This window comes from Micromonospora reichwaldensis (genome assembly GCF_031845925.1).
In the GTDB taxonomy this organism is placed as follows: domain Bacteria; phylum Actinomycetota; class Actinomycetes; order Mycobacteriales; family Micromonosporaceae; genus Micromonospora; species Micromonospora reichwaldensis.
Genome location: NZ_JAVRFL010000006.1, coordinates 165,841 through 188,552, shown reverse-complemented (window position 1 = coordinate 188,552; position 22,712 = coordinate 165,841). Strand labels below are relative to the sequence as shown.

Annotated in this window: 22 protein-coding genes and 3 tRNA genes; 16 read left to right on the top strand and 9 right to left on the bottom strand. The window is 74.3% G+C overall.

Features of this window, described 5'->3' with window-relative positions; all coding sequences use genetic code 11:
- Positions 1-66: 66 nt before the first annotated feature.
- The 4 genes from RM555_RS07380 to RM555_RS07365 all read right to left on the bottom strand — a co-directional run bounded on the left by RM555_RS07380 (position 67) and on the right by RM555_RS07365 (position 2,648).
- The gene (locus RM555_RS07380; protein ID WP_396888713.1) at positions 67-762 is read right to left on the bottom strand and encodes a tyrosine-protein phosphatase; all 696 of its coding nucleotides are present in this window, start codon (positions 760-762) and stop codon (positions 67-69) included.
- A 98-nt stretch (positions 763-860) separates the two neighbouring features.
- Positions 861-1,319, bottom strand: coding sequence for a PRC-barrel domain-containing protein (locus RM555_RS07375; RefSeq protein ID WP_311410995.1), 459 nt, complete (start codon positions 1,317-1,319; stop codon positions 861-863).
- Positions 1,320-1,554: 235 nt separating this feature from the next.
- Complete coding sequence (locus tag RM555_RS07370) at positions 1,555-2,085, bottom strand: carboxymuconolactone decarboxylase family protein (RefSeq protein WP_132232570.1); 531 nt, start codon at positions 2,083-2,085, stop codon at positions 1,555-1,557.
- 2 nt (positions 2,086-2,087) lie between these two features.
- Positions 2,088-2,648, bottom strand: a complete 561-nt coding sequence (locus tag RM555_RS07365) for a peroxiredoxin (protein WP_089001610.1) — start codon at positions 2,646-2,648, stop codon at positions 2,088-2,090.
- 340 nt (positions 2,649-2,988) lie between these two features.
- Here RM555_RS07365 and cimA point away from each other — a divergent pair, with 340 nt between their 5' ends.
- On the top strand, positions 2,989-4,569 hold the full coding sequence (gene cimA / locus RM555_RS07360; RefSeq protein ID WP_311410994.1) for a citramalate synthase: 1,581 nt from the start codon (positions 2,989-2,991) through the stop codon (positions 4,567-4,569).
- A 37-nt stretch (positions 4,570-4,606) separates the two neighbouring features.
- Here the strand turns inward: cimA and RM555_RS07355 are convergent, their stop codons facing one another.
- On the bottom strand, positions 4,607-5,596 hold the full coding sequence (locus RM555_RS07355; RefSeq protein ID WP_311411037.1) for an endonuclease/exonuclease/phosphatase family protein: 990 nt from the start codon (positions 5,594-5,596) through the stop codon (positions 4,607-4,609).
- 400 nt (positions 5,597-5,996) lie between these two features.
- Here RM555_RS07355 and RM555_RS07350 point away from each other — a divergent pair, with 400 nt between their 5' ends.
- The 7 genes from RM555_RS07350 (at position 5,997) to arfB (ending at position 11,590) form a co-directional block, all read left to right on the top strand.
- A complete protein-coding gene (locus tag RM555_RS07350) occupies positions 5,997-6,524 on the top strand; it encodes a hypothetical protein (RefSeq protein WP_311410993.1) in 528 nt (175 codons plus the stop codon).
- 289 nt (positions 6,525-6,813) lie between these two features.
- The gene (locus RM555_RS07345; RefSeq protein WP_311410992.1) at positions 6,814-7,863 is read left to right on the top strand and encodes an AAA family ATPase; all 1,050 of its coding nucleotides are present in this window, start codon (positions 6,814-6,816) and stop codon (positions 7,861-7,863) included.
- The gene (locus RM555_RS07340) at positions 7,860-8,879 is read left to right on the top strand and encodes a DUF58 domain-containing protein (RefSeq protein WP_311410991.1); all 1,020 of its coding nucleotides are present in this window, start codon (positions 7,860-7,862) and stop codon (positions 8,877-8,879) included. The genes RM555_RS07345 and RM555_RS07340 overlap by 4 nt, the downstream gene beginning before the upstream one ends.
- Positions 8,876-9,835 carry a VWA domain-containing protein gene (locus RM555_RS07335; RefSeq protein ID WP_311410990.1) on the top strand — a complete coding sequence of 320 codons (960 nt, stop codon included), beginning with the start codon at positions 8,876-8,878 and terminating at the stop codon, positions 9,833-9,835. The genes RM555_RS07340 and RM555_RS07335 overlap by 4 nt, the downstream gene beginning before the upstream one ends.
- 43 nt (positions 9,836-9,878) lie before the next feature.
- Positions 9,879-10,742, top strand: coding sequence for a S1C family serine protease (locus RM555_RS07330; RefSeq protein WP_311410989.1), 864 nt, complete (start codon positions 9,879-9,881; stop codon positions 10,740-10,742).
- 110 nt (positions 10,743-10,852) lie between these two features.
- Positions 10,853-11,155: a hypothetical protein gene (locus RM555_RS07325; RefSeq protein ID WP_311410988.1), complete on the top strand. Its 303-nt coding sequence runs from the start codon at positions 10,853-10,855 to the stop codon at positions 11,153-11,155.
- A 9-nt stretch (positions 11,156-11,164) separates the two neighbouring features.
- The gene (arfB, locus tag RM555_RS07320) at positions 11,165-11,590 is read left to right on the top strand and encodes an alternative ribosome rescue aminoacyl-tRNA hydrolase ArfB (RefSeq protein ID WP_132232586.1); all 426 of its coding nucleotides are present in this window, start codon (positions 11,165-11,167) and stop codon (positions 11,588-11,590) included.
- A gap of 100 nt (positions 11,591-11,690) precedes the next feature.
- Here the strand turns inward: arfB and RM555_RS07315 are convergent, their stop codons facing one another.
- A complete protein-coding gene (locus RM555_RS07315) occupies positions 11,691-12,653 on the bottom strand; it encodes a 3-methyladenine DNA glycosylase (protein WP_311410987.1) in 963 nt (320 codons plus the stop codon).
- Positions 12,654-12,687: 34 nt separating this feature from the next.
- Complete coding sequence (locus RM555_RS07310) at positions 12,688-13,968, bottom strand: hypothetical protein (RefSeq protein WP_311410986.1); 1,281 nt, start codon at positions 13,966-13,968, stop codon at positions 12,688-12,690.
- Between the two features lie 174 nt (positions 13,969-14,142).
- Between RM555_RS07310 and RM555_RS07305 the strand changes: the two genes are divergently transcribed.
- From RM555_RS07305 to RM555_RS07290, 4 genes are all read left to right on the top strand, one after another.
- Positions 14,143-14,946 carry a fumarylacetoacetate hydrolase family protein gene (locus RM555_RS07305; RefSeq protein WP_151457599.1) on the top strand — a complete coding sequence of 268 codons (804 nt, stop codon included), beginning with the start codon at positions 14,143-14,145 and terminating at the stop codon, positions 14,944-14,946.
- 107 nt (positions 14,947-15,053) lie between these two features.
- A tRNA-Gln gene (locus tag RM555_RS07300) sits at positions 15,054-15,125 on the top strand.
- A 136-nt stretch (positions 15,126-15,261) separates the two neighbouring features.
- Positions 15,262-15,334, top strand: a tRNA-Glu gene (locus RM555_RS07295).
- A 229-nt stretch (positions 15,335-15,563) separates the two neighbouring features.
- Positions 15,564-15,636: transfer RNA gene (locus tag RM555_RS07290), tRNA-Glu, on the top strand.
- Between the two features lie 219 nt (positions 15,637-15,855).
- Here the strand turns inward: RM555_RS07290 and RM555_RS07285 are convergent.
- Positions 15,856-16,542, bottom strand: a complete 687-nt coding sequence (locus tag RM555_RS07285) for an IclR family transcriptional regulator (protein ID WP_013284529.1) — start codon at positions 16,540-16,542, stop codon at positions 15,856-15,858.
- 49 nt (positions 16,543-16,591) lie between these two features.
- Here RM555_RS07285 and leuC point away from each other — a divergent pair, with 49 nt between their 5' ends.
- The 4 genes from leuC to RM555_RS07265 all read left to right on the top strand — a co-directional run bounded on the left by leuC (position 16,592) and on the right by RM555_RS07265 (position 21,648).
- On the top strand, positions 16,592-18,040 hold the full coding sequence (gene leuC / locus RM555_RS07280; RefSeq protein WP_311410985.1) for a 3-isopropylmalate dehydratase large subunit: 1,449 nt from the start codon (positions 16,592-16,594) through the stop codon (positions 18,038-18,040).
- A gap of 12 nt (positions 18,041-18,052) precedes the next feature.
- Positions 18,053-18,640 (top strand): 3-isopropylmalate dehydratase small subunit, encoded by a 588-nt coding sequence (gene leuD, locus RM555_RS07275; RefSeq protein ID WP_311410984.1) that lies wholly within the window; start codon positions 18,053-18,055, stop codon positions 18,638-18,640.
- A 172-nt stretch (positions 18,641-18,812) separates the two neighbouring features.
- Positions 18,813-19,514 carry an HU family DNA-binding protein gene (locus RM555_RS07270; protein ID WP_311410983.1) on the top strand — a complete coding sequence of 234 codons (702 nt, stop codon included), beginning with the start codon at positions 18,813-18,815 and terminating at the stop codon, positions 19,512-19,514.
- 130 nt (positions 19,515-19,644) lie between these two features.
- Positions 19,645-21,648, top strand: a complete 2,004-nt coding sequence (locus tag RM555_RS07265; RefSeq protein WP_311410982.1) for an endonuclease/exonuclease/phosphatase family protein — start codon at positions 19,645-19,647, stop codon at positions 21,646-21,648.
- A 76-nt stretch (positions 21,649-21,724) separates the two neighbouring features.
- Here RM555_RS07265 and RM555_RS07260 read toward each other — a convergent pair whose 3' ends face one another.
- Complete coding sequence (locus tag RM555_RS07260) at positions 21,725-22,708, bottom strand: NUDIX hydrolase (RefSeq protein WP_396888711.1); 984 nt, start codon at positions 22,706-22,708, stop codon at positions 21,725-21,727.
- Positions 22,709-22,712: the final 4 nt, after the last annotated feature.

Below are 22,712 nucleotides of genomic sequence, written 5' to 3'. Positions count from 1 at the left end.
CCTGACGGCACCGCCCCGCCCCCGCGCCGCCCGGTGCGGGGGCGGCGCCGTCACGGGAGGGCGGGGTCAGGTCAGCAGGTGCTCGCGCAGCGCGGCGAGTTGGGCGTCGGTGACGCCGGCGTGACGCAGGTAGCCCTCCACCGAGCCGTGGGCCTCCCGCAGCTCGGCGAGGAAGAGCGTCATGGCGTCGGCGGGGCAGGTGAGCACCGGCAGGGTGTGCCCCGCCCGCTGGCCGGTGGCCTCGAACCAGGCGCGGTACCGCTCGCCGGCCTCGGTGCTCAGGGCGTAGTCGGCGGCGATGTCGTCGTCGGCGACGCCGAGCACCGCGAGGGTGAGCCCGCAGACGATGCCCGTGCGGTCCTTCCCGGCGACGCAGTGCACGACCACGGGGGCGCTGGCGTCGTCGGCGATCAGCCCGATCGCCTCGGCGAGCCCGGCGGTGCCCGTCCCGGCGAGATCGGCGTACCGGTCGGCCAGGTAGCGGGCCAGGTCGGTGCCGGGACGGTAGGGCCGCTCGCCCCACTCCGCGTGCTCCGGGTGGATGTTGCGCCAGGTCAGGCCGTCGAAGTGGGGGACGCGGCCGTCACGCTCCACCTCGTACGGGCGGCGTAGGTCGATGACCGTGCGGACGCCGAGGGCGGCGAACGCCTCCCGGTCGGTGTCGTCGATGCGGTGCAGCGAGTCGGAGCGGTAGAGCCGCCCCGGGCGCACCGTGCGTCCGTCGTGGCCGACGTGGCCGCCCACGTCGCGGAAGTTGAACATCGCGGAGAAGGGGATCCGGCGACCGACCTCGATGGAGTCCACGCTGACACGGTAACGGCCTCCCACGATCCGCGGGAGGCCGTCGCACGCCGTGCCGGTCAGCGGGCGGTGCCGGGCGGGATGGCCGAGTACGTCTCGCCGTAGTAGCCGCCGAGGCGGTCCCGGTAGGTGGGGTCGGTGTCGGCGGTCTCGTCGTACTCCGGGGCGGCCTTGATCTGGTCCTTGCTCCGGTCGACGTACACCTTGCGCTCGTCGTGGTCGACGTGGTTGACGGTGCCGGCCGGGATCATGACCTTCCGGCCGAAGATCCACGGCCCGGTGTCCACCACGAGGTAGCTGTCGTTGACCTCGTGGCTGGCGCTGTCGATCTTGCCGATGCCGCCGTCGGTGGCCTCGACCTTGTAGCCGACCAGGTCGGCGTCGGCGACCCTCGCGGTGTCGCGGTAGCGCCACGGGTCGAACGTGCCGGCCGGGGCGCCGCCGGCGAACTCGCCCTGGCCGCCGCCGCGCAGCGGGTCCGGGCTGCCGTGGGTGCTGTGCGGGTCGAGCCTGTCCATCTGACAACTCCTGCCCCGACTGTCGCCAGTCGTCTCGCCGGTCCGGGTGTCTCTCGTCTGCTCCCGGTCAGCTACCCGGGCCGTCGCCACCGGAAACGGCGGGGCCGGCGTCGGAGCCGACGTGGGCGGGCGCCGGGGACGACGTTGGTGGGCGCCGGGAACGACGCAGGGCCGGTGCCGGGGACGACGCAGGGCCGGCGCCGCACTGCGGCACCGGCCCTGCGTGTGGTACCCGTCAGGCGAGCGCGGCCTGGGCGTCCAGGGTCACCGCGGCGGCGTGCACGACGGCGGCGATGCGCAGCCCCTCGTGCACCTGCTCGCGGCTGAAGCCCGCGTTGCGCAGGGTCTTCTCGTGCGACTCCAGGCACACCCCGCAGCCGGTGATCGCCGAGACGGCCAGGCACCAGAGCTCGAAGTCGGCCTTGTCCACGCCCGGCTTGGCGATGATCTGCATCCGCAGCCGCGCCGGGATCGACTGGTACTGCTCGTCGCCGATCAGGTGCTTGGCCCGGTAGTAGACGTTGTTCATCGCCATGATCGCGGCGGCGCCCTTGGCGGCCTCGACCGCCTCCGGCCCGAGGTGGGTGGCCGCCTCGGCCGCGATCTCGCGCAGCACCACCGGGTTGCGCGCCGCGACGGCACAGGCCAGGGCGGTGCCCCACGCCTGCTCCGGCTTCAGCGTGCTGGTGGCGATGGTGGAGCCGAGGTTGAGCTTGATGTCCTTGGCGTACTCGGGCAGAGCCGCCTTGACCGCGTCCAGACCCATGGTCAGGCCCCGGCGCCGGCGAGGAGCTTGGTGGCGTCCAGGGTCTCGCCGCCCTTGTTCCAGTTGCACGGGCAGAGCTCGTCGGTCTGGAGGGCGTCGAGCACCCGCAGCACCTCGGAGACGTTGCGGCCGACCGAGCCGGCGGTCACCATGACGAACTGGATCTCGTTGTCCGGGTCGACGATGAAGGTCGCCCGCTGGGCCACGCCGTCCTCGCCGAGCACGCCGCAGGCGGCGGTCAGCTCACGCTTGACGTCGCTCAGCATCGGGAACGGCAGCTCGCGCAGGTCCGGGTGGTCCTTGCGCCACGCGTAGTGGACGAACTCGTTGTCCACCGACACGCCGAGGACCTGGGCGTCCCGGTCGGCGAACTCCTCGTTCAGCCGGCCGAACTCCGCGATCTCGGTCGGGCAGACGAAGGTGAAGTCCTTCGGCCAGAAGAAGACGACGCGCCACTTCCCCTGGTGCGACTTGTGGTCGATCGACTCGAACGCCTTGTCGGCGTCCAGCGACACGCAGGCGGTGAGTTCGTACTCGGGGAAGCGGTCACCGACAGTGAGCACAGGTCCTCCTTGACAGCGGCACGAGGCCGGTAACTGGATCGGTTCCAGATACTTCCCCAGCTCCGTTTCCGCCGGTCGGCGGCCGGGTGACTTGTGAAGTCGATCACCGGCGGCGGGTCGTGCCGGCGAGCCGGCCACCTGTGCGGTATCGGGACCCTCCGTCACCGTCCCGCCATGTGGATTACGCCTCCCAAAACCGGGTCCCGGATGGCAGAGTGGCGATCGTGACCAGCACCGACCTGATTATTCGCACCTAGCGCGCCGGCCTCCCCTCCGCCGAGCGCGCAGACCTCCCGCATCCGCGGGGGGTCTTTTTGTTGCTCTGAGAAAGGACTCCCTGATGACGTTCCAGGTGTACGACACCACGCTGCGCGACGGCGCCCAGCGCGAGGGGCTCAGTTACTCGGTGGTCGACAAGCTCGCGGTGGCCCGCCTGCTCGACGAGTTCGGGGTCGGCTTCATCGAGGGAGGCTGGCCGGGCGCGGTGCCGAAGGACACCGAGTTCTTCCGCCGGGCGCGCGCCGAACTCGACCTGAAGCACGCGCTGCTGGTCGCGTTCGGGGCCACCCGGCGGGCCGGGGTGGCGGTCGGCGAGGACCCGCAGGTCCGCGGCCTGCTCGACGCGCAGACGCCGGCGATCGCCCTGGTCGCCAAGGCGGACCTGCGGCACGTCGAGCGGGCGCTGCGCACCACCGGGGCCGAGAACCTGGCGATGGTCCGCGACACGGTGGCGCACCTGGTGGCCGAGGGGCGCCGGGTCTTCGTCGACGGGGAGCACTTCTTCGACGGCTACCGGTCCGACCCGGCGTACACGGCCGCCGTCGTGGAGACCGCCCTCGCCGCCGGCGCCGAGCGGGTGGTGCTCTGCGACACCAACGGCGGGATGCTGCCCTCCCAGGTGACCGCCGCCATCGCGGACCTGACCGCGCGGCTCGGGGTCGGCCCGGAACTGCTCGGCATCCACTGCCAGAACGACACAGCCTGCGCGGTGGCCAACACCGTCGCCGCCGTGGAGGCGGGGGTGCGCCACTTCCAGGGCACGGCCAACGGCTACGGCGAGCGCCCCGGCAACGCCGACATCTTCGCCGTGGTCGCCAACCTCCAGCTCAAGCTCGGGCTGCCCGTCCTACCGGAGGGCTGCCTGGGGCAGATGGTGCGGGTCTCCCACGCCATCGCCGAGATCGCCAACATCGCCCCCGACACCCACCAGGCGTACGTCGGGGCCGCGGCCTTCGCCCACAAGGCGGGGCTGCACGCGAGCGCGATCAAGGTGGATCCGCTGCTCTACAACCACGTGGACCCACAGGTGGTGGGCAACGACATGCGGATCCTCGTCACCGAGATGGCCGGCCGGGCCAGCGTCGAGCTCAAGAGCCGTGAACTCGGCCTGGATCTGGCCGGCCATCCGGAGGCACTGTCGCGGGTCACCCGGCGGGTCAAGGAGCTGGAGGCCGGCGGCTGGTCGTTCGAGGCCGCCGACGCGTCGTTCGAGCTGCTGGTCCGCTCGGAGCTGGACACCGCCCCCGCCAGGCCGTTCGCGCTGGAGTCGTACCGGGTGCTGGTCGAGCACCGGGAGGACGGCGCGGTGGTCTCGGAGGCGACCGTCAAGATCCGCGTACGCGGGGAGCGGGTGATCGCCACCGCCGAGGGCAACGGCCCGGTCAACGCCCTCGACGAGGCGCTGCGGGTCGGGCTGGCCCGGCACTACCCGGAGCTGCGCGACTTCGAGCTGGCCGACTACAAGGTGCGGATCCTGGAGGGCACCCACGGCACCGGCGCGGTGACCCGGGTGCTGCTGGAGACGGTCGACGGCAGCAACCGCGACTGGACCACGGTCGGCGTGCACCCCAACGTCGTCGAGGCGTCCTGGCACGCCCTCGTCGACGCGCTCACCTACGGCCTCGACCGGGCCCGGGTCTGAGCCGCCCCGGCCACCCGCGCACCGGCAGCCGGGGACCTCACCCGACCGGGAGGCGCAGCTCGGCGAGGACGGCGCGGTGGTCGCTGCCCCGCACGGGGTGCACGGTGACCGCGCGCACCGCGATCCGCCGGTCGACCAGCACGTGGTCGATGGTCACCGGCGGGATCGGGTCCCCGTCGTACGGGCCCCAGGTGCCGACCAGGCCCGCGCCGACCTGGTCGGCGGCGTCGACGTAGCCGGTGTCCAGCAGGGCGCGCAGCGGGGCGTGGTCGAGGGTGGCGTTGAAGTCGCCGGCGAGGATCCGCAGCGGCCCGTCCGGGGTGGCGGGCGGCTGCGCCGCCAGGTCGGCGCGCCAGTGGCCGACCTGGTCCACCGCGTACGGGGCCGACGGGTGCGCCGACTCGACCCGGACCGCCGGCGCCCCGGGGACCGCCACCGTGCCGTAGGCCTGGTCGAAGCCCCAGCCGCCGCGGTTGTGCCGGACGCCGCCGTCGCTGATCGGGAACCGCGCGTAGAGGCCGGAGCCGACGGTGCCGGTCTGCGGGTGGAGTTGCCGGTAGGGGAGCAGCCCGGGCAGGCCGAGCCGGTCCAGCTCCGCCGCGGCGTCCGGGGTGAACTCCTGCACGGCGAGCACGTCGACCCGGTGCCGCCGGACCAGGTCGACCAGCGCCCGCGTGTCGCCGGCCCCGGCGAGCAGGTTGGCGGTCAGCAGCCGTACCGTCGGCCCGCCGGCCGGGGGCTGGCCGGACGGCAGTGCCCGGGGTGCCACCACGGCCACCAGGGTCGCCGTGACCAGCGCCGCGACCACCGCGGGCCACCGGCGCCGCAGGGCGAGCGCGAGCACCAGCGGCAGGAGGCTCCCGGCGGCGGCGTACGGGGTGAAGGCGAGCAGCTGCACCAGCGGCCCCCGGTCGAGACCGCCCAGTCGTACCGCCGCCCAGGCGATCCCGGGCGCGACGGCGGCCCAGCAGAGCGCGGTGCGCAGCCGCGCCGTCCGGCGGCCCGTCGCCGGTTGCGCGGTCTCGATGATCACGGCCGGAGGATAGCGTCCGAGCGCCCGTCCGGCGGTCCCGAACGCGCCCACGCGGCGGCTCCGACGCAGTTCGCGTGACCCGTTCGTGAATGGTTCAGCGTTCGCTTCTCACAATTAGGCGATCTCGATTCGGGTAATTGCCGAGCGTGATCGACTATTGACGCCCGGCTTTTTGCGGTGCTACCTTCCAGTGGGTTGAGACGTCGAAACTCTGAGTAGTAATCGCTGCTCAGAGCCGGTCAAAATCGTTGAAGCGGCAACATCTAGGTGCGGCCTGAAGGTGTGGGCTCCAGGCGGTTGTCGCTATTTCCCGGCCCGAAAAAAATGGAAGTCGACCGTCCCGCGTGCAGTGGGACCGGTCGGATCCGCACGGTCAACAAAAGGGAGACCTGTCATGACCACACTCTTCCGACGCAAGGCGGTGGCGGTGGCGTTCGCCGCGCTGGCGCTCACCCTGGCCGGGGGCGGGATCGCCGTCGCCCAGCCGGCGGCGCAGGCGCCCGCCGAGGTCGTCCAGCCGGCCGCCCGTCAGCCCGGCTCCGGCAGCCAGCCGGCGGTGACCCCCGCCGAGGCCCGCAAGGCCAAGGCCGCGCTGGCCCAGGGCCCGTCCGCGCAGGCGACGGCGCCGGGCACCGTCGCCTCCGCCGTCGTCACCAACGGCGGCACCGTGCTCCGCGGCTCGCCCGAGGTGGTTTCCGCCACCCGGTACGGCCCCGGGGAGTACCAGGTGCTGTTCAACTACAACGTCTCGCTGAAGGCGTTCCACGCCACCATCGGGACCACCGACCCGTACAACGTGCCCCCGGGCGGCGAGGTCTCCGTCGCGCCGCGGCTCCAGACGCCGAACGCGGTCTTCGTCCAGACCCGCAACTCGTCGGGAAGCGTTGCCGACCGGCCGTTCCACCTGGTCGTCGCCAACTGAGCACCCGCTGACGACGCCGGCCTCCGTCTCGTACGGGGGCCGGCGCCGGCGCCCCGCCCCGTCCCGCCCGCCCTTCGCCCCTTCGCGGGTCGATCATGCGGTTGTGGTGGGAGTTGTGCCCCGAATCGCGCCTTGTGCGGGGCACCACAACTGCATGATCGACGCCCGCGGGTGTGCCCGTTTCCGTTACCACCCGGCCGGGAAGGTCGTCCCGGTTCGGGCACCTTAAGACCGCCCCCGCGCCGATAATCCGACGTTTGTCCGACCGCCGGCACGGGAAGCAAGCACCGTGACGGACATCTCGGACACCCTGGCCAGCGTGCCCAGCCCGGCCGATCCCGATGCGACCCCGGCCGACCTGGAACAGACGCTCTTCGAGGTCAAACGCGTGATCGTCGGGCAGGATCGGCTCGTCGAGCGCCTGCTCACCGCTCTCATCGCGGACGGGCACTGCCTCCTGGAGGGCGTGCCCGGGGTGGCCAAGACGCTCGCCGCGCAGACCCTGGCCACCGTGGTCGGCGGCACCTTCTCCCGGATCCAGTTCACCCCGGACCTGGTCCCCTCCGACATCGTCGGCACCCGGATCTACCGCGCGTCGCGCGAGGACTTCGACATCGAGCTGGGCCCGATCATGGCGAACCTGGTGCTCGCCGACGAGATCAACCGGGCCCCGGCCAAGGTGCAGTCCGCCCTGCTGGAGGCGATGGCCGAGCGGCAGGTCTCCATCGGCGGGCACAGCTATCCCGTGCCCGAGCCGTTCCTGGTGCTGGCCACCCAGAACCCCATCGAGTCGGAGGGGGTCTACCAACTGCCGGAGGCGCAACGCGACCGGTTCATGATGAAGGTCGTCGTCGACTACCCGAGCGACGCCGACGAACTCGCCATCCTCTACCGGATGAGCGCCGACCGGCCCGTCGCCCGGCGGGTGCTCGACCCGCAGCGACTGCGGGACCTCCAGGCCCGCGCCGCCCACGTCTTCGTGCACCACGCGATCGCCGAGTACGTGGTCCGGCTGATCTTCGCGACCCGGGACCCCGGCCGGTTCGGCCTGCCCGAGATCGCCCCCCTGCTGGCGTACGGGGCCAGCCCCCGGGCCACCCTCGGCCTGGTCCGCGCCGCGCGGGCCCAGGCGCTCCTGCGCGGTCGCGGGTACGTGTTGCCCGAGGACGTCCGCGAACTCGCCGTCGACGTGCTCGCCCACCGCCTGGTGCTCTCCTTCGACGCGGTCGCCGACGGGGTGGCCGCCGAAGCGGTGGTCCGGCGGCTGGTGGAGGTCGTGCCGCCGCCGCGCGTCGCCACCGCCCACCCGGAACCCGCGGCCGACCTGGCGGCGGCATGAGGTGGCGCGGGGCCACCGCCCCGGCCCCCGGGCCGGCCGACCCGGGACTGGCCGACCTCACCGGGGACCGGCGGCTGCGCCGGCTGGAGCTGACCGTCACGCGCCGGCTCGACGGGCTGCTGCACGGCCGGTACCGCGGTCTGCTGCCCGGGCCCGGCAGCGAGACCGCCGGCAGCCGGGAGTACCGGCCCGGTGAGGACGAAGTGCGCCGGATGGACTGGGCGGTGACCGCCCGCACCACGGTCCCGCACGTACGCGAGGTCGACGCCGACCGGGAGCTGACCACCTGGCTGCTGGTCGACGCGAGCCCCAGCATGGAGTACGGCACCGCCGAGCTGGACAAGCGGGAGCTGGCCGTGGCGGCCGTCGCGGCGGTCGGCTTCCTCACCGGCGGCGTGGGCAACCGCCTCGGCGCGCAGGTGCTCGGCCCGGACGGGCTGCGCCGGTTCCCGCCCCGCAGCGGACGTACCCATCTGTTCGGGCTGCTCCGGGCCCTGCTGACCGCCCCGCGTGTCGGCGGTTACGACCGGGACGAGCCGGCGCCGGCGGGCCCCGACCTGGCCGACGGGCTGGCCGCCGTGCACCGGGTGGCGCTGCGCCGCGGCCTCGTCGTGGTGGTCTCGGACTTCCTCGACGGACTGCCCGACGACCCGCGGCAGGCGCCGTCCTGGGAGGTGCCCCTGCGCCGCCTCGCCGCGCGGCACCAGGTGCTCGCCGTGCAGGTCACCGACCCCCGGGAGCTGGAGCTGCCCGACGTCGGACTGGTCACCCTCGTCGACCCGGAGACCGGGCGGCGGCGCGAGGTCTGGACCGGCGACCGCGCGCTGCGCGAGCGCTACGCCGCCGCCGCGACCGCCCAACGCGAGCAGGTACGCCAGGCGCTGCGCCGCAGCGGGGCCGCGCACCTGCCGCTGCGCACCGACCGGGACTGGGGCGCCGACATCGTGCGGCACGTGCACGCCCAGCGGCGCCTCGCGGCCGCCCCGGCGCGGGTGGCCCGGGGAGGTGCGGCGTGATCTGGCAGTCGCCCGCCCGGCTCTGGCTCCTGCTCGGGGTGCTCGCCCTGGCCGTCGGCTACCTGCTCATGCAGCGCCGCCGCAGCCGGTACGCCGTCCGCTTCACCAACCTGCGGCTGCTCGACCGGGTCGCGCCGCACCGTCCGGCCTGGCGGCGGCACGTGCCGGCCGGGCTCTTCGTGGCCATGCTGGCGCTGCTGGTGGTCGGCTTCGCCCGGCCCACGGCGGAGGTCCGGGTGCCCCGCGAACGGGCCACGGTGATGGTCGCCGTGGACGTCTCCACCTCGATGCTCGCCGGCGACGTGGAACCGGACCGGCTCAGCGCCGCCAAGGAGTCCGCCCGGCGCTTCGTCGACGGCCTGCCGGACGAGTTCAACGTCGGGCTGGTCGCCTTCGCCGGCAGCGCGGCGGTGTTGGTGCCGCCGAGCACCGACCGGGAGGCGCTGCACGAGGGCGTCGAGCGGCTGGTCGAGGGGGCCACCGGGGTGCAGGGCACCGCCATCGGAGAGGCCATCAGCACCTCGCTCGGCGCGGTGAAGGGCTTCGACAGCCAGGCGGCGAAGGACCCGCCGCCGGCCCGGATCATCCTGCTCTCCGACGGGGCGAACACCTCCGGCATCGACCCGATGGAGGCCGCGTCCGAGGCGGTCGACATGAAGGTGCCGGTGCACACCATCTCGTTCGGCACCCCCGGCGGCACGGTGGACCGGGGCGGGCGGCCGATCCAGGTGCCCGTCGACGGGCAGACCCTGCGCGCGGTCGCCGAGGAGACCGGGGGCGTGTTCCACGAGGCCAGCACCAGCGACGAGCTGCGCGCCGTCTACGACGACATCGGTACCTCGGTCGGCTACCGCATCGAACGGCAGGACGTCTCGGCCCGGTTCATCGGTCTCGGGCTGGTGTTCGCCATGGGCGCGGCGGCCGGCTCGATGCGCTGGTTCGCCCGGCTGCCCTGACCCGTACGGCCGCCGTCGAGAAGGACACGTGAGGAGCGTACGCATGGCAGTGCAGACCGGGCTGGGCGAACCGCGCGGCCCCTGGTTCATCTCCCCGGAGCTGGATTCCGACGGGCGGGCCCGGTGGGGCGGGTCCGACCCCGACGGTGGCCCGGCGGGCCGCGGCCCGCGCGGACGGGTGCTGGCGGCGCTGGCGGTGGTGGCCCTGTCGACCGCCTCCGGCGCGGTGGCCGGCGGCATCGTGGCGGGCCGCGACGACGCCCCGGGCCCGGCGGCGGCCTCGGCGGCCCCCGTCCCGGCGGAACTGGTGACCGCCGCCGGGAAGACCGTGCCCGGGGTGGTCTCGGTGCTGGTGGGCGGGGCCGGCGGCGCCTCGGCCTCCGGCTCCGGCTTCGCCGTCGACGACCAGCAGCACATCATCACCAACGACCACATCCTGGCCAAGGGGCGCGGCGGCTCGGTGACGGTGGAACTACCCGACGGGCGGCGGTTCGCCGCCGAGGTCGTCGGGCGGGAGCCGCGCAGCGACCTCGCCGTGCTGCGGGTGCCGCCGTCGGCCGGCCTGGCGGCGTTGCCCCTGGCGAAGCCGGGATCCACCCGGGTGGGGGAGCCGGTGCTGGCGGTCGGCTCGCCGCTCGGGCTGTCCGGCACCGTCACCGCCGGCATCGTCAGCGCCCTGGACCGGCAGGTGCGCCTCGGCGACAACCGGCACACCGCCGTGCAGACCGACGCCTCGATCAACCCGGGCAACTCGGGCGGCCCGCTGGTCAACGCGCGCGGCGAGGTGGTCGGGGTGAACACGGCCATCGCCACGATCGACGGCAACGGCTCGATCGGCATCGGCTTCGCCATCCCCATCGAACAGGTGCAGCAGACCGCCGACACGATCATCGGGAAGGGCGGCTGAGCTGCGGGCCGCCGTCCGGGACGGCCCCGGGAATGTGAAAACTGTCGGATACCCGGCGCGGAATGATCGGCCAATGGAAATATCACGCTGAGTATGGATAACTGGCTCGGGTGGAGCGTCCTGGAATCGTGGTCCTCCTGCTGGTGGGCCTGTTGATCGGTACCGGTGTGGGGTCGGCGTACGCCCGGGCACGACGCGGGTGGGCCGACTACCAGACCGTCAAGATGACCGTGCCCGGCGCCCGGAGCGCCGCGTGGCTGCTGATCAAGGTGGCCACCACGAAGATCGGGGTGATCGCCCTGCTGCTGGTGGGGGCGGTCGCCTACGCCGCCGCCGACTCCGACGACAGTCCCGACCCACCCGCGCAGACCCCGGGCCCGTCCGCTACCCCGAGCGTCCGGCAGGGGCGCTAGCCTCGGGGGGTGGACGACGGACTGCGGGTGAACGACCGGTGGACCGTTCCCGCCGCCGAGCTGCGGGAACGGTTCTCCCGGTCGTCGGGGCCCGGTGGCCAGGGCGTCAACACCACCGACTCGCGCGTCGAGCTGAGCTACGACCTGGCCGCCTCGCCCGGCGTGCCCGAGCCGCTGCGGGCGCGGGCGCTGGAGCGGCTCGCCGGCCGGCTGGTCGACGGCGTGCTCACCGTGGCCGCCAGCGAGCACCGGGCGCAGCTCGCCAACCGGGAGGCCGCCCGCGAACGGCTGGCCGCGCTGCTGCGCGAGGCCGCCGCCCCGCCGCCCCCGCCCCGCCGGCCCACCCGCCCGTCGCGGGGCGCGAAGGAGCGCCGGCTGGCCGACAAGAAGCGCCGGTCACAGCGCAAGCGCGACCGCCGCGTCGACGGCGACTGACCCGACGCTCCCCGCGGGGCCTGGTGTTCCTCGCTGTCATCGACGGGGTCCCCGGCGGCCAGCTCCACGACCTCAGCGGGCAGACCGCTGGCTCAGGGCGTCACAGCCCCACCCGTGGCGATGGCGCCGCCTGGTCGAGCAGTGCCGCGCAGACGCCGATGAGCCGGGCGCGTAGCTGGCCGGCACGCTGCGCGAACTCGCGTTGCCGCGCCACGTACTCGGCCTTGCCCTCCGGCGTCTCGATGGCCACCGCGGGCTGCCCGTAGGAGGAGAAGTCGTACGGGGACGCCTGCATGTCGAGTAGCCGGATGTCCCTCGCCAGCTCGAAGCAGTCGAGCGCCAGGTCCCCCGGGACCGCGGGGCCCAACTTGGTCGCCCACTTGTGGCAGTCCATCGATGCGTGCAGGCAGCCCGGCTGGTCGAGTTCCACCTGGCTCTCCCGCGTGGGTCGGAGCCGGTTGAGGCCGACGGCGTCCGGGGTGAAGAAGCGGTACGCGTCGAAGTGCGTGCAGCGGATCTGGTGCGACTCGACGACCGCGTCGGTGCCCTCCTGCCCGAGTCGCAGGGGGAGCGGGTGCCGGTGCTCCCGCTGGCGGTACACCATCGCCCACTCGTGCAGGCCGAAGCAGCCGGTGAAGGCGGGTCGCGACGCGATCGCGGACAACAGCCGGTGGATGAAGCGCACCGACTCGCTCCGGTCGGCGAGGAACGCCGCGACGTCGAAGCTCACCGCCCCGTCCGCCGCCGTCGCGTACCAACGCCACTGCCGGTGCGGGGCGGAGCCGTCCGGCCCCGGCTCCAGGGAGACGCCCACGCCCGGGTGCCACCGTCGGAGCACGGAGGGCCTGGTGCCGTAGTAGTCGTACAGGAAGTCGTCGATCGCGTGGCGTTCCCCCGTGGCCCTGCGGGCGCGGTGGCCCGCGGTCAGGACGTCCGCACGCCTTTCGTGCGCCTCCAGGAGGGGAACCCAGGTCGTCGCGGGAACGGTGGTCGACGGCTCCTCGTGCGCCCGGTGGCGGCGTGCCGCGTCGGGAACGACGGGCGGGGTGAGGGCGGCGGTCACGAAGCCAAGGGTACGACCGCCGCCCGGCGCCCGGTCAGGGCACGTCCACCCGGACCCCGGCGGAGAACACCCCGCTGCGCAGCTCAAGCTGCTCCGGCGGCGCCTTCCCGGCGACGGTGAAGACCAGCGGCAGCACCGTCCGGCTGCCGCCCGCCATCGGCTGGGCGAAGACGTCCCGGCCCTGGTTGGCCGCGCGGGTCGCCTGCTCGTCGGTGCTGACGAAGTTGCCGTCGGGCAGGTACGCCCGTTGCAGCCGGCCGTGCCAGCTCTGCTGCTCCGGGGTGAGGTTGCGCACCCCGACCGTCGCCTCGCACTGCCGGGCCGTGGCGCCGGGCTCGCACGCGACGCGGTACACGGTGAACTCGAACGCCGACTCGCGCAGCGGCTCGCCGACGGCGCCGTTGACCCCCTGGCCCAGCCACGCGCCGCTGGTCGGCTGGCTGTCGGTGTCGACGGCGGCGACCTGCCGGGTGGCCGTCCAGGCGGCGGTGCCCACGGTGCCGGCGAGCACGGCGGCGGCCACCGGGACGATCAACCAGACGGACGGCTTGCGGCGGAGCTGTTCCGGTCGCGGCGCGGCCGGGCGTGGGTAGACCGTCCCCGGCCGCTGGCCGGAGAGGGCCGCGGCGACCGGCCGGCGGCGCCGGCGCCAGGTCCACACCCCGCCCACCGCGAGCACCGTCACCGTGCCGAGCCCGGCCAGCAGCACCGGCGTCCGGCGCCACGGCGGCGCTTCGGAACGCTCGGGCGCGGCGGCCGGCACGCCCGCGTTCCAGGTCGCGGTCGCGCAGTCGTACGGCCGGCTGCCGTCGCGGGCGTAGGCGCAGGCCGGCGCGGTCAGCGGCCGGGCCGGGGCGGCGGCGGTGAGCGCCGTGCCCAGGGTGGTGGTGCTACGGGCGGGCAGCTTCAGCTGCCAGGTCACCTCGGTGGCCGACTGCCCGTGGGCCCGGGTGGCCCGGCCCCCGGCGGTGATGGCGGTCGCCGAGGCCCCGGGCGGCAGCTCCTGCCGGACGGTGGTGTCCACCGGCGTGCCACCGCTGTTGCGGACCTGGATCCGGTAGCGCGGCGCCGGCGTGCTCTCCGGTACCACCGCGACCGTGACCGGCGGCTTCGCCACCGGCGGGGCGGCCCGGGCCGGGGTGGGCACCGCCGGCGGCGCCGACGGCATCGCCGGCTCCGGGGTCGGCGCGACCACCGGTGGTGGCGCGGCCGCCGCGGGTGGCGCCGCCGCCGGCAGTGCCGGCACGGCGGAGAGAATGCCGAGGCAGTGTACGAACACTGCGAGGGCCCTGTGGTGTCGTGTCGATGCAGGCATACGAACGAACCTCCGGAGCCGACGCTAGGGGCGCGACGACACCGGGCGGGTACGAAGTCGCGAACTCCGCCCCCGCGAACGGACGGTGTCGTAGGGTGCGCCCTCCCGGCGTCCCGGGGCGCGCCTGACTGCGGCCTCGGCCGGGTCGCGGGTCGCCGGGGCTAGATTGGCCTGGTGCGTATCGCTCGTTTTGCTCATGCCAAGGGAATGTCGTTCGGGGTCGTCGAGGGCGAAGCGGAGGCGGGCCCGCAGGGCCTGACCATCGCCGAGATCGAGGGCCACCCGTTCGGCCAGATCACCTTCAGCGGCGCCCGCTGGGCGCTGTCGGACGTCCGCCTGCTCTCGCCGATCCTGCCCAGCAAGGTCGTCTGCGTCGGTCGCAACTACGCCGAGCACGCCGCCGAGCACGGCAGCGAGGTGCCGAAGGAGCCGCTGCTCTTCCTCAAACCGTCCACCTCCGTGATCGGGCCCCGCGACGCGATCCGGCTGCCGATCTTCTCGAAGCAGGTCGAGCACGAGGCCGAACTGGCCGTGGTGATCGGCGCGCCGGGCGCCCGCCGGGCCGACCGGGCCGCCGCGGAGCGGGCCATCTTCGGCTACACCTGCGCCAACGACGTCACCGCCCGGGACCTCCAGCGTTCCGACGGCCAGTGGACCCGCGCCAAGGGCTTCGACTCGTTCTGCCCGATCGGACCGTGGATCACCACCGGGCTCGACGTCCGCGACCTGGAGATCCGCTGTGAGGTGGGTCGCAATCCCGAGGAGATGGAGGTCCGTCAGCTCGGCCGGACCCGCGACATGGTCTTCGACGTGCCGGCCCTGGTGTCGTACGTCTCGCACGTGATGACGCTGCTCCCCGGCGACGTGGTGCTCACGGGCACGCCGGCGGGGGTTAGCCCGCTGCTGGACGGGGATACGGTCACCGTGCGGATCGAGGGGATCGGAGACCTCACCAACCCGGTGGTGCCCGTCGCCTGATCCGCGTCGAGGCCCCGTTTCCGCAGTTCAGGGGCGGTTTGGGGGAGTCGATTTGGCCTGCTGGCACCGGGAGGGTAAAGTTTGATCCCGGCACCGCAAGGGGCCAATGGGGTATGGGGTAATTGGCAGCCCGACTGATTCTGGTTCAGTTAGTCTAGGTTCGAGTCCTGGTACCCCAGCGCAGCCGAGGTTCGCAAGAGCTTCGAGCGCTGGATCTCGTAGGAGACGACTCCGGTTCCCGATCAGGGGATCGGGGTTCTCTCTGATAGAGTCCAGCGGCGCCGCTCGGCAGAGCGGTGCCGCAAGTCAGGTTCTGGCCCCGTCGTCTAGCGGCCCAGGACGCCGCCCTCTCAAGGCGGTAGCGCCGGTTCGAATCCGGTCGGGGCTACACAGTGAACGGCCCGTTCCACTCCGGTGGGGCGGGCCGTTTCGCATGTCGCGTGGCTGGTGCGGTGGCCACCGCCGATGCCCCGCGCCGATCCGGTCCCGGTCGGCCCGGTCCCGATGGACCCGCTCCTGCGGACCCGGAGTCGGTGGCCCCGATTTCCGTCTCCGGAGGGGACGCCGCTAGACTACAGCCGCACCGCTCGCAAGGGCGGTGGAAGCAGTGAAGTCTTGGCCCCGTCGTCTAGCGGCCCAGGACGCCGCCCTCTCAAGGCGGTAGCGCCGGTTCGAATCCGGTCGGGGCTACACCTCAGAACGGCCCGTCCCACTCCGGTGGGACGGGCCGTTCGGCATTCCATCCTTCCGCCCGGGCTGCACCCCGGCCCCGGACCACGCCGCTGCCGGTCGTGTCGGTCAAGAAGTTCTCGCTCGGTCCGGGGTCGGACCCGGGCGCGAACTTCTTGATCGACGTGGGGCCGATGGGCGGCGGTGGGGGCGAGCCGTCGGGTGGGTGGGGTGGGGGCGTCAGAGGCCGGAGAGGCGTTGGCCGGCCCGGACCACGGCCATCGCGTGGCGTTCGCCGGGGCGACGTCCCAGGCGCTCGATGGGCCCGGAGATGCTGATCGCGGCGATGACCCGACCGGTGCGGTCGCGGATCGGCGCCGAGACGCTCGCCACACCGGCTTCGCGTTCGGCGACGCTCTGCGCCCAGCCCCGGCGGCGTACCTCGGCGAGGGTGCGACCCGTGAACTTCGACCGGGGCAGCAGCGGCATCACGGCCTCGGGCGGCTCCCAGGCGAGCAGGATCTGCGCCGCGGAGCCCGCCGTCATCGGCAGCACCGAGCCGACCGGCACGGTGTCCCGCAGGCCGCTGGCGCGCTCGGCGGCGGCCACGCAGATGCGCTCGTCGGCGCGGCGCAGGTAGAGCTGGGCGCTTTCGCCCGTCGCGTCCCGCAGCGCCGCCAGCAGCGGCTCCGCCGCCGTCAGGAGCACGTCCGGGGCGGCATTGGCGAGCTCACCCAGGCGCGGGCCGGGACGCCATCGACCCTGGGTGTCCCGGACGAGCATCCGGTGGATCTCCAGCGCCTGCGCCAGCCGGTGCGCGGTGGCCCGGGGCAGCTTGGTGCGTTCAACGAGTTCGGCCAGGCTGGCGCCGTCGACGCAGGCGGCCAGGATGACCACCGCCTTGTCGAGAACGCCGACACCGCTCATACTGTGTCCCACAAGCCGAAACTTACCTCCCAGAATTTAGGATGTCCAGATGGTGGGAGTCACTACTACCGAGCCGAGGACCCTGGCCGAGAAGGTCTGGGACGCGCACGTCGTACGGTCCGCCGAGGGCGAGCCCGATCTGCTCTTCATCGACCTGCACCTGCTGCACGAGGTGACGAGCCCGCAGGCCTTCGACGGGCTGCGCCTCGCCGGGCGCCGGGTGCGCCGCACCGACCTCACGCTCGCGACGGAGGACCACAACACCCCGACGGGGTACGCCGACCCGTCGTTTAGCCTGCGGCGCGGCGATCTGCTCACCATCGCCGACCCCACCTCGCGTACGCAGATCGAGACGCTGCGCCGCAACTGCGCCGAGTTCGGGGTGCGGCTGCACCCGCTGGGCGACGAGAACCAGGGCATCGTGCACGTCATCGGCCCGCAGCTCGGCGTCACCCAGCCCGGCATGACCATCGTCTGCGGGGACTCGCACACCGCCACCCACGGCGCGTTCGGCGCGCTCGCGTTCGGCATCGGCACGAGTGAGGTCGAACACGTGCTGGCCACCCAGACGCTGCCGCAGAGCCGGCCGAAGACGATGGCGGTGAACGTGACCGGGCGGCTCGCCCCAGGGGTCACCGCAAAGGACCTGGTGCTCGCGCTGATCGCCCAGGTGGGCACGGGCGGCGGCCGCGGGCACATCGTCGAGTACCGCGGCGAGGCGATCCGGTCGCTGTCCATGGAGGGGCGGATGACGATCGCCAACATGTCCATCGAGTGGGGCGCCAAGGCCGGCATGATCGCGCCGGACGAGACCACCTTCGCGTACCTGAAGGGGCGGCCGAACGCCCCGAAGGGCGCCGACTGGGACGCGGCGCTGGCCTGGTGGCGGACCCTGCCCACGGACGAGGGCGCCACCTTCGACGCCGAGGTGACCCTGGACGCCGGCGCGGTCACCCCGTTCGTGACCTGGGGCACCAACCCGGGCCAGGGCGCGCCGCTGGGCGCGGTGGTGCCCACGCCCGAGGAGTTCGTCACCGAGGCCGAGCGGACCGCCGCCCGACGCGCGCTGGAGTACATGGACCTGCGCCCCGGCACCCCGCTGCGGGACCTCGCCGTCGACGTGGTCTTCGTCGGGTCCTGCACCAACGGCCGGCTGGAGGACCTCCGGGCCGCCGCCGACGTGCTGCGCGGGCACCGGGTCGCCGACGGGGTGCGGATGCTGGTCGTGCCCGGTTCCGCCGCCGTCCGCGAGGCGGCCGAGGCGGAGGGGCTGGACAAGGTCTTCAGCGACGCCGGCGCCGAGTGGCGCTTCGCCGGCTGCTCCATGTGCCTGGGGATGAACCCGGACACGCTCTCGCCGGGCCAGCGCTCCGCCTCCACCTCCAACCGCAACTTCGAGGGCCGCCAGGGCCGGGGCGGACGCACCCACCTGGTCTCCCCGCCGGTCGCCGCCGCCACCGCCGTGGCCGGCCGGCTGGCCGCTCCCGCCGACCTGTAGAAGGGCACCCAGATGGAGAGGTTCACCACCCACACGGGCACCGCCGTGCCGCTGCGGCGTTCCAATGTGGACACCGATCAGATCATCCCTGCCGTGTACCTCAAGCGGGTGACCCGGACCGGTTTCGCGGACGGCTTGTTCAGCGCCTGGCGGGAGGACCCGGAATTCGTGCTCAACGATGCCACCCATTCGGGTGCGTCGATTCTTGTGGCCGGTCCGGAGTTCGGCACCGGCTCCTCCCGGGAGCACGCCGTCTGGGCGCTGCGCGACTGGGGGTTCCGTGCCGTGATCGCGCCCCGTTTCGGCGACATCTTCCGGGGCAACGCCCTCAAGGAGGGGCTGCTCCCGGTCGAGCTGGAATTGAAGGCGGTCGAGGAGATCTGGGACCTGGTGGAGGCCGACCCGACCACCCCCGTCACCGTGGACCTGACCGCCCGCGAGGTGCGTGTGGGCGAGGCCACCTGGTCGTTCCCGATGGACGACTTCAGCCGTTGGCGGCTGCTGGAGGGCTTGGACGACATTGGACTCACTCTCCGCCACGAGCCGGAGATCAGCGCCTTCGAGGCCGCCCGGCCGCCGTTCCTGCCCTCGGTCGCATAGCCGTACGCCCGATCCCACAGCGGTTTCCGCCCCCGCCGGTCTCACCGGTGGGGGCGAATCCGTTACGACACAAGGGCTTTTTTCGACCGAATGTTTGTGTCCCGGCAGCACAGGGCATACCGTGCGCGCAGAATGGCTCGCGTCGAGTCAGTTGCACAATCGGGAGGAAGTCGTGAACAAGGCCGAGCTCATCGAGGCGCTCGCCGTTCGCCTGGGGGACCGGAAGACGGCGACGGCCGCGCTCGACGCGGTCCTCGCTGAGGTCCAGGCGGCGGTCACCAAGGGCGAGAAGGTGGCGATCACCGGATTCGGAGCGTTCGAAAAGCGCGTCCGGGGCGCCCGAACAGCGCGCAACCCACGGACCGGCGAGGCGGTGAAGGTCAAGAAGACATCCGTCCCGACCTTCCGGCCCGGCGCCGGCTTCAAGGAGATGGTGGCCAGCGGCAAGGTGCCGAAGGCCACGGCGGCGGCGAAGAAGACCACGGCTGCCGCCGCCAAGACCACGTCCGCCGCCAAGACCACCGCGGCGGCCAAGACGACGGGTGCCAAGGCCACCGGGGCGAAGGCCACCGGGGCGAAGGCCACGGGTGCCAAGGCCACGGGCGCGAAGGCCGCGGGCGCGAAGGCGACCGGGACCAAGGCGACCGGGACCAAGGCGACCGCGGCGGCCAAGAAGGCCCCCGCGGCGAAGGCGACCAAGACCACCGCGGCGAAGAAGACCGCGACCACCAAGGCCGCCCCGGCGAAGAAGACCACCGCGGCGACCAAGGCCACGGCGGCGAAGAAGACCGCCGCGACGGCGAGCAAGAGCGCGGCGGCGAAGAAGGCGCCGGCAAAGAAGGCGGCGGCGAAGAAGGCCGCCACCAAGCGCTGAACCTGGCGGTACGGCAAGGGCGTCCACCGACGGTGGGCGCCCTTCGCCGTGTCCACCCCCACCCGTTGACCCCGACCGTGCCCCGCCCGCAGAATCGCCGCACCCCTTCCGGTCGGCGAAAGGCAGCCCGGTGCGCTACCGCCTCCTCACCACCGTCACCCTCGCCCTGGGCGTCGTGCTCCTCGTCGACGTGCTGCGCGTCTTCCTGCCGGCGGTCATCACCATCTTCGGGCAGGCCGCCTCGACCCCCGCCGAACTGCTGGGGGCGTTCGCGTTCGGCTGGTTCCTGCTCGCCCTGGCCGCGCCCGCGCTGATCCGTCGCGTCGGCGCCCGCCCCGTGACGCTCGTCGCCGCGGTGCTGCTGGTCGTGGCGCGGCTCGCCGTCAACGGCCAGCCGGGCGGGCGGCTCCAGCTCTGGCTCGCCACGGCCGGGCTGCTCGCCGGGCTGGTCTGGCTCGCCGGTGTCGCCGCCGGCACCGACCGCCCCGTGCCAGGGTTGGCGCTCGGGCTGGCGGTCGGGGCCGTCCTGCACACGGTGCTGGACACGTACCGCTCGGCGTTCTTCGGGGACTGGCCGGCGTGGTTGGCGGCCGTCGGGGTCGCGGGGCTCTTCCTGGCGGGGCAGGCGCGGCCCGCGCCGCCGGCCGGGGCGGGCGGCGTACGGAGCTGGCTGCTGGCCGGACCGGCGCTGCTGCTCGCCGGCATGGTGGCGCTCTCCCCCGCGGTCGCCCGGACGGCGACGTCGTACCAGTTCGGTCTGCTGCGGTCGGATCCCGCCGACGAGGTGGGGGTGGCCACCGTGCCGCTGTTCGGCCCCGCCCCGCTCGCCGTGGCGGTCGGGGGGTTCCTGCTCGCCGCGCTGGCCCCGCCCCGCCGGGGCGCCTGGCGGTGGCTCGGGCCGGTGGCCCTGGTCGGCGGGACCGTCCTCGTCGCCCTCGGACGCGGGGAGCTGCTGCTGCCGGCCGTCCTGCTCACCGCCGTCGGTCTCGGCGCGTGCCTGGCGTCGGCCGGTGCGGCGGACGGGCGGGGCGACGACGGCGCGGACGAAGCCCGCACCCCGGTCCCCGGCGGCGCTGGGCAGGACCCGGCGCGGGCGGCCGGTGGCGCGTCGGCCCCGGCGCGGGCGGCCGGCGGTGGGCAGGACCCGGCGCGGGCGGCCGGGCGGCGCGGGTACGCCGCCGTCGCCGGGATGCTCGTCTTCGCCGTCGCGGCGGTGGCCTACTACTCCGCCTACGACCTCGGCCACCCCAACGCCGGGGTGCCGGTGGCGGTGGCGGCGCTGGTCGCCGCCGTCGCGCTGGCTAGGCGTCCCGCCCCGGGGCCCCGGTCGCCGCTGCCGCCGGTGTGGACGGCCGCCACCGCCGCCGTGATGACGCTGCTGGCCGCGGTCGCCAGCGACGAGCTGCTCTCCGCCACCAACCGGGACGGGCCGCCGGAGACGGTGCGGGTGGCGGCGTACAACGTCCGGATGGGGTTCGGGATGGACGGCCGCTTCGACCCGGACGCGCTGGCGCGGGCCGTGGCCGGGGCCGACGTCGTGGCGCTCAGCGAGGTCGACCGGGGCTGGCTGCTCAACGGCGGCCACGACACGCTCGACCTGCTGGCGGAGCGGCTGGACATGCCGTACGTCTTCGCGCCGGCCGCCGACCCGCTCTGGGGCGACGCCGTGCTGAGCCGGTGGCCGCTGGACGCGGCGCGGACCCGGCCGCTGCCGGCGGTCGGCGCGCCCACCGGGGCGCAGGCCCTCGGCGTCACCGTCGACTTCAGCGAGGGCGTCCGCCTGGCGGTCGTCGCCACCCACCTGCAACCGCCGCCCGGCGAGGACCCGGTGGTCCAGGCCCGCGCGGTCGCCGACTTCGCCGTGCGGTACGCGGCCGGCCGTCCCCTGGTGGTCGCGGGGGACCTGAACACCGAGCCGGGCGACCCGGCGTTCGCCGAGTTCACCCGGGCCGGTCTGGTCGACGCGCTTGCCGCCGCCCGCCCCCTGCCGACCAGCCCGGCGGACGCCCCGCGCCAGCAGATCGACCACGTCTTCGTCACGCCCGGCCTGGCCGCCGCCGACGCGGCGGCCCCGCCCGGGACGGCCAGCGACCACCTGCCGGTCGCGGTGACGCTGACCCTGCCACCGGTCTGACCCGCCGCCCGACGGGCCGGTCTGACCCGCCGCCCGCCGGGCCGGTCGGGAGCGGCCGGCCCCGGTGGGCGCGCGGTCAGAGGCGGTCGACGGCGAGCAGGCGGTCGCCGGCGAAGGCGAGCAGCCAGCCGCCGCCCTTCGGGGTGGTGAAGTCGCCCGGCCGCCCGCTGAGCCGGGCCAGGGCGCCCGGGATCACCTTGCCCTGGCTGCACACCCCCACCGGCTCGCCGGTGGCCGCCAGCGCGGCCAGGCGGGCGGCGGCGGCCAGCGCGCACTCGTCGGGCTGCTGGCCCGGCAGCGGCTCGTCCAGGTCGCCGTCGATCTCGATCGGCAGGTCGAGCAGCGCCGCCGCCGGGTCCAGGGTCTGTACGCAGCGACGGGCCGAGGCCGACAGCAGTCGCGCCGGGCGGAGCAGCGCCACCAGCGGGGCGAGCGCGTGGGCCTGCGCCCAGCCCTTGGCATCGAGCGGCCGGCCGGTGTCCGGGCCCGACCAGGTGGCCCGCTTGCCGGCGTGGGCGTGCCGGACCAGCGCCACCGTCCCGGTGACCGTCGGCAGGGCCGCGAACGCGGCCAGCACCTCGGCGTCGTGCGGGTAGCTGACCAGTCGGACCGCCTCGTCCACGCCGAGCCAGCGCACGTCGTCGACCTCGGTGCCCGGCTGGAAGCCGCCGGTGGCCACGGCCCGCATCGACCAGTAGTCGACGACCTTCGGGCGGCCCTCGCTGCGGTAGCGCACGGTGGGCAGCCGCACCTGCGGCACCGCCCGGACGTCGGTCTCCTCGGCCACCTCCCGTACGGCGGCGCGCAGCGGATGCTCGCCCGGCTCCAGCTTGCCCTTGGGCAGCGACCAGTCGCCGTAGCGGGGCCGGTGCACGAGGCAGACCAGCATCCCACCGCGCGGGGCGGCGCCCGTGCTCCCGGCGGCCGGCCCCCCGACCGGCCCGGGGTCGTCGGCGGGGCGCCACACGACACCACCCGCCGCCCGGATCGGGGGCGCGGCGTCGGGGAACCCGGGCGACCGGCCCCGGCCGGAGCCGGCCGCGTCCCGCTCATCCAGCATCAGG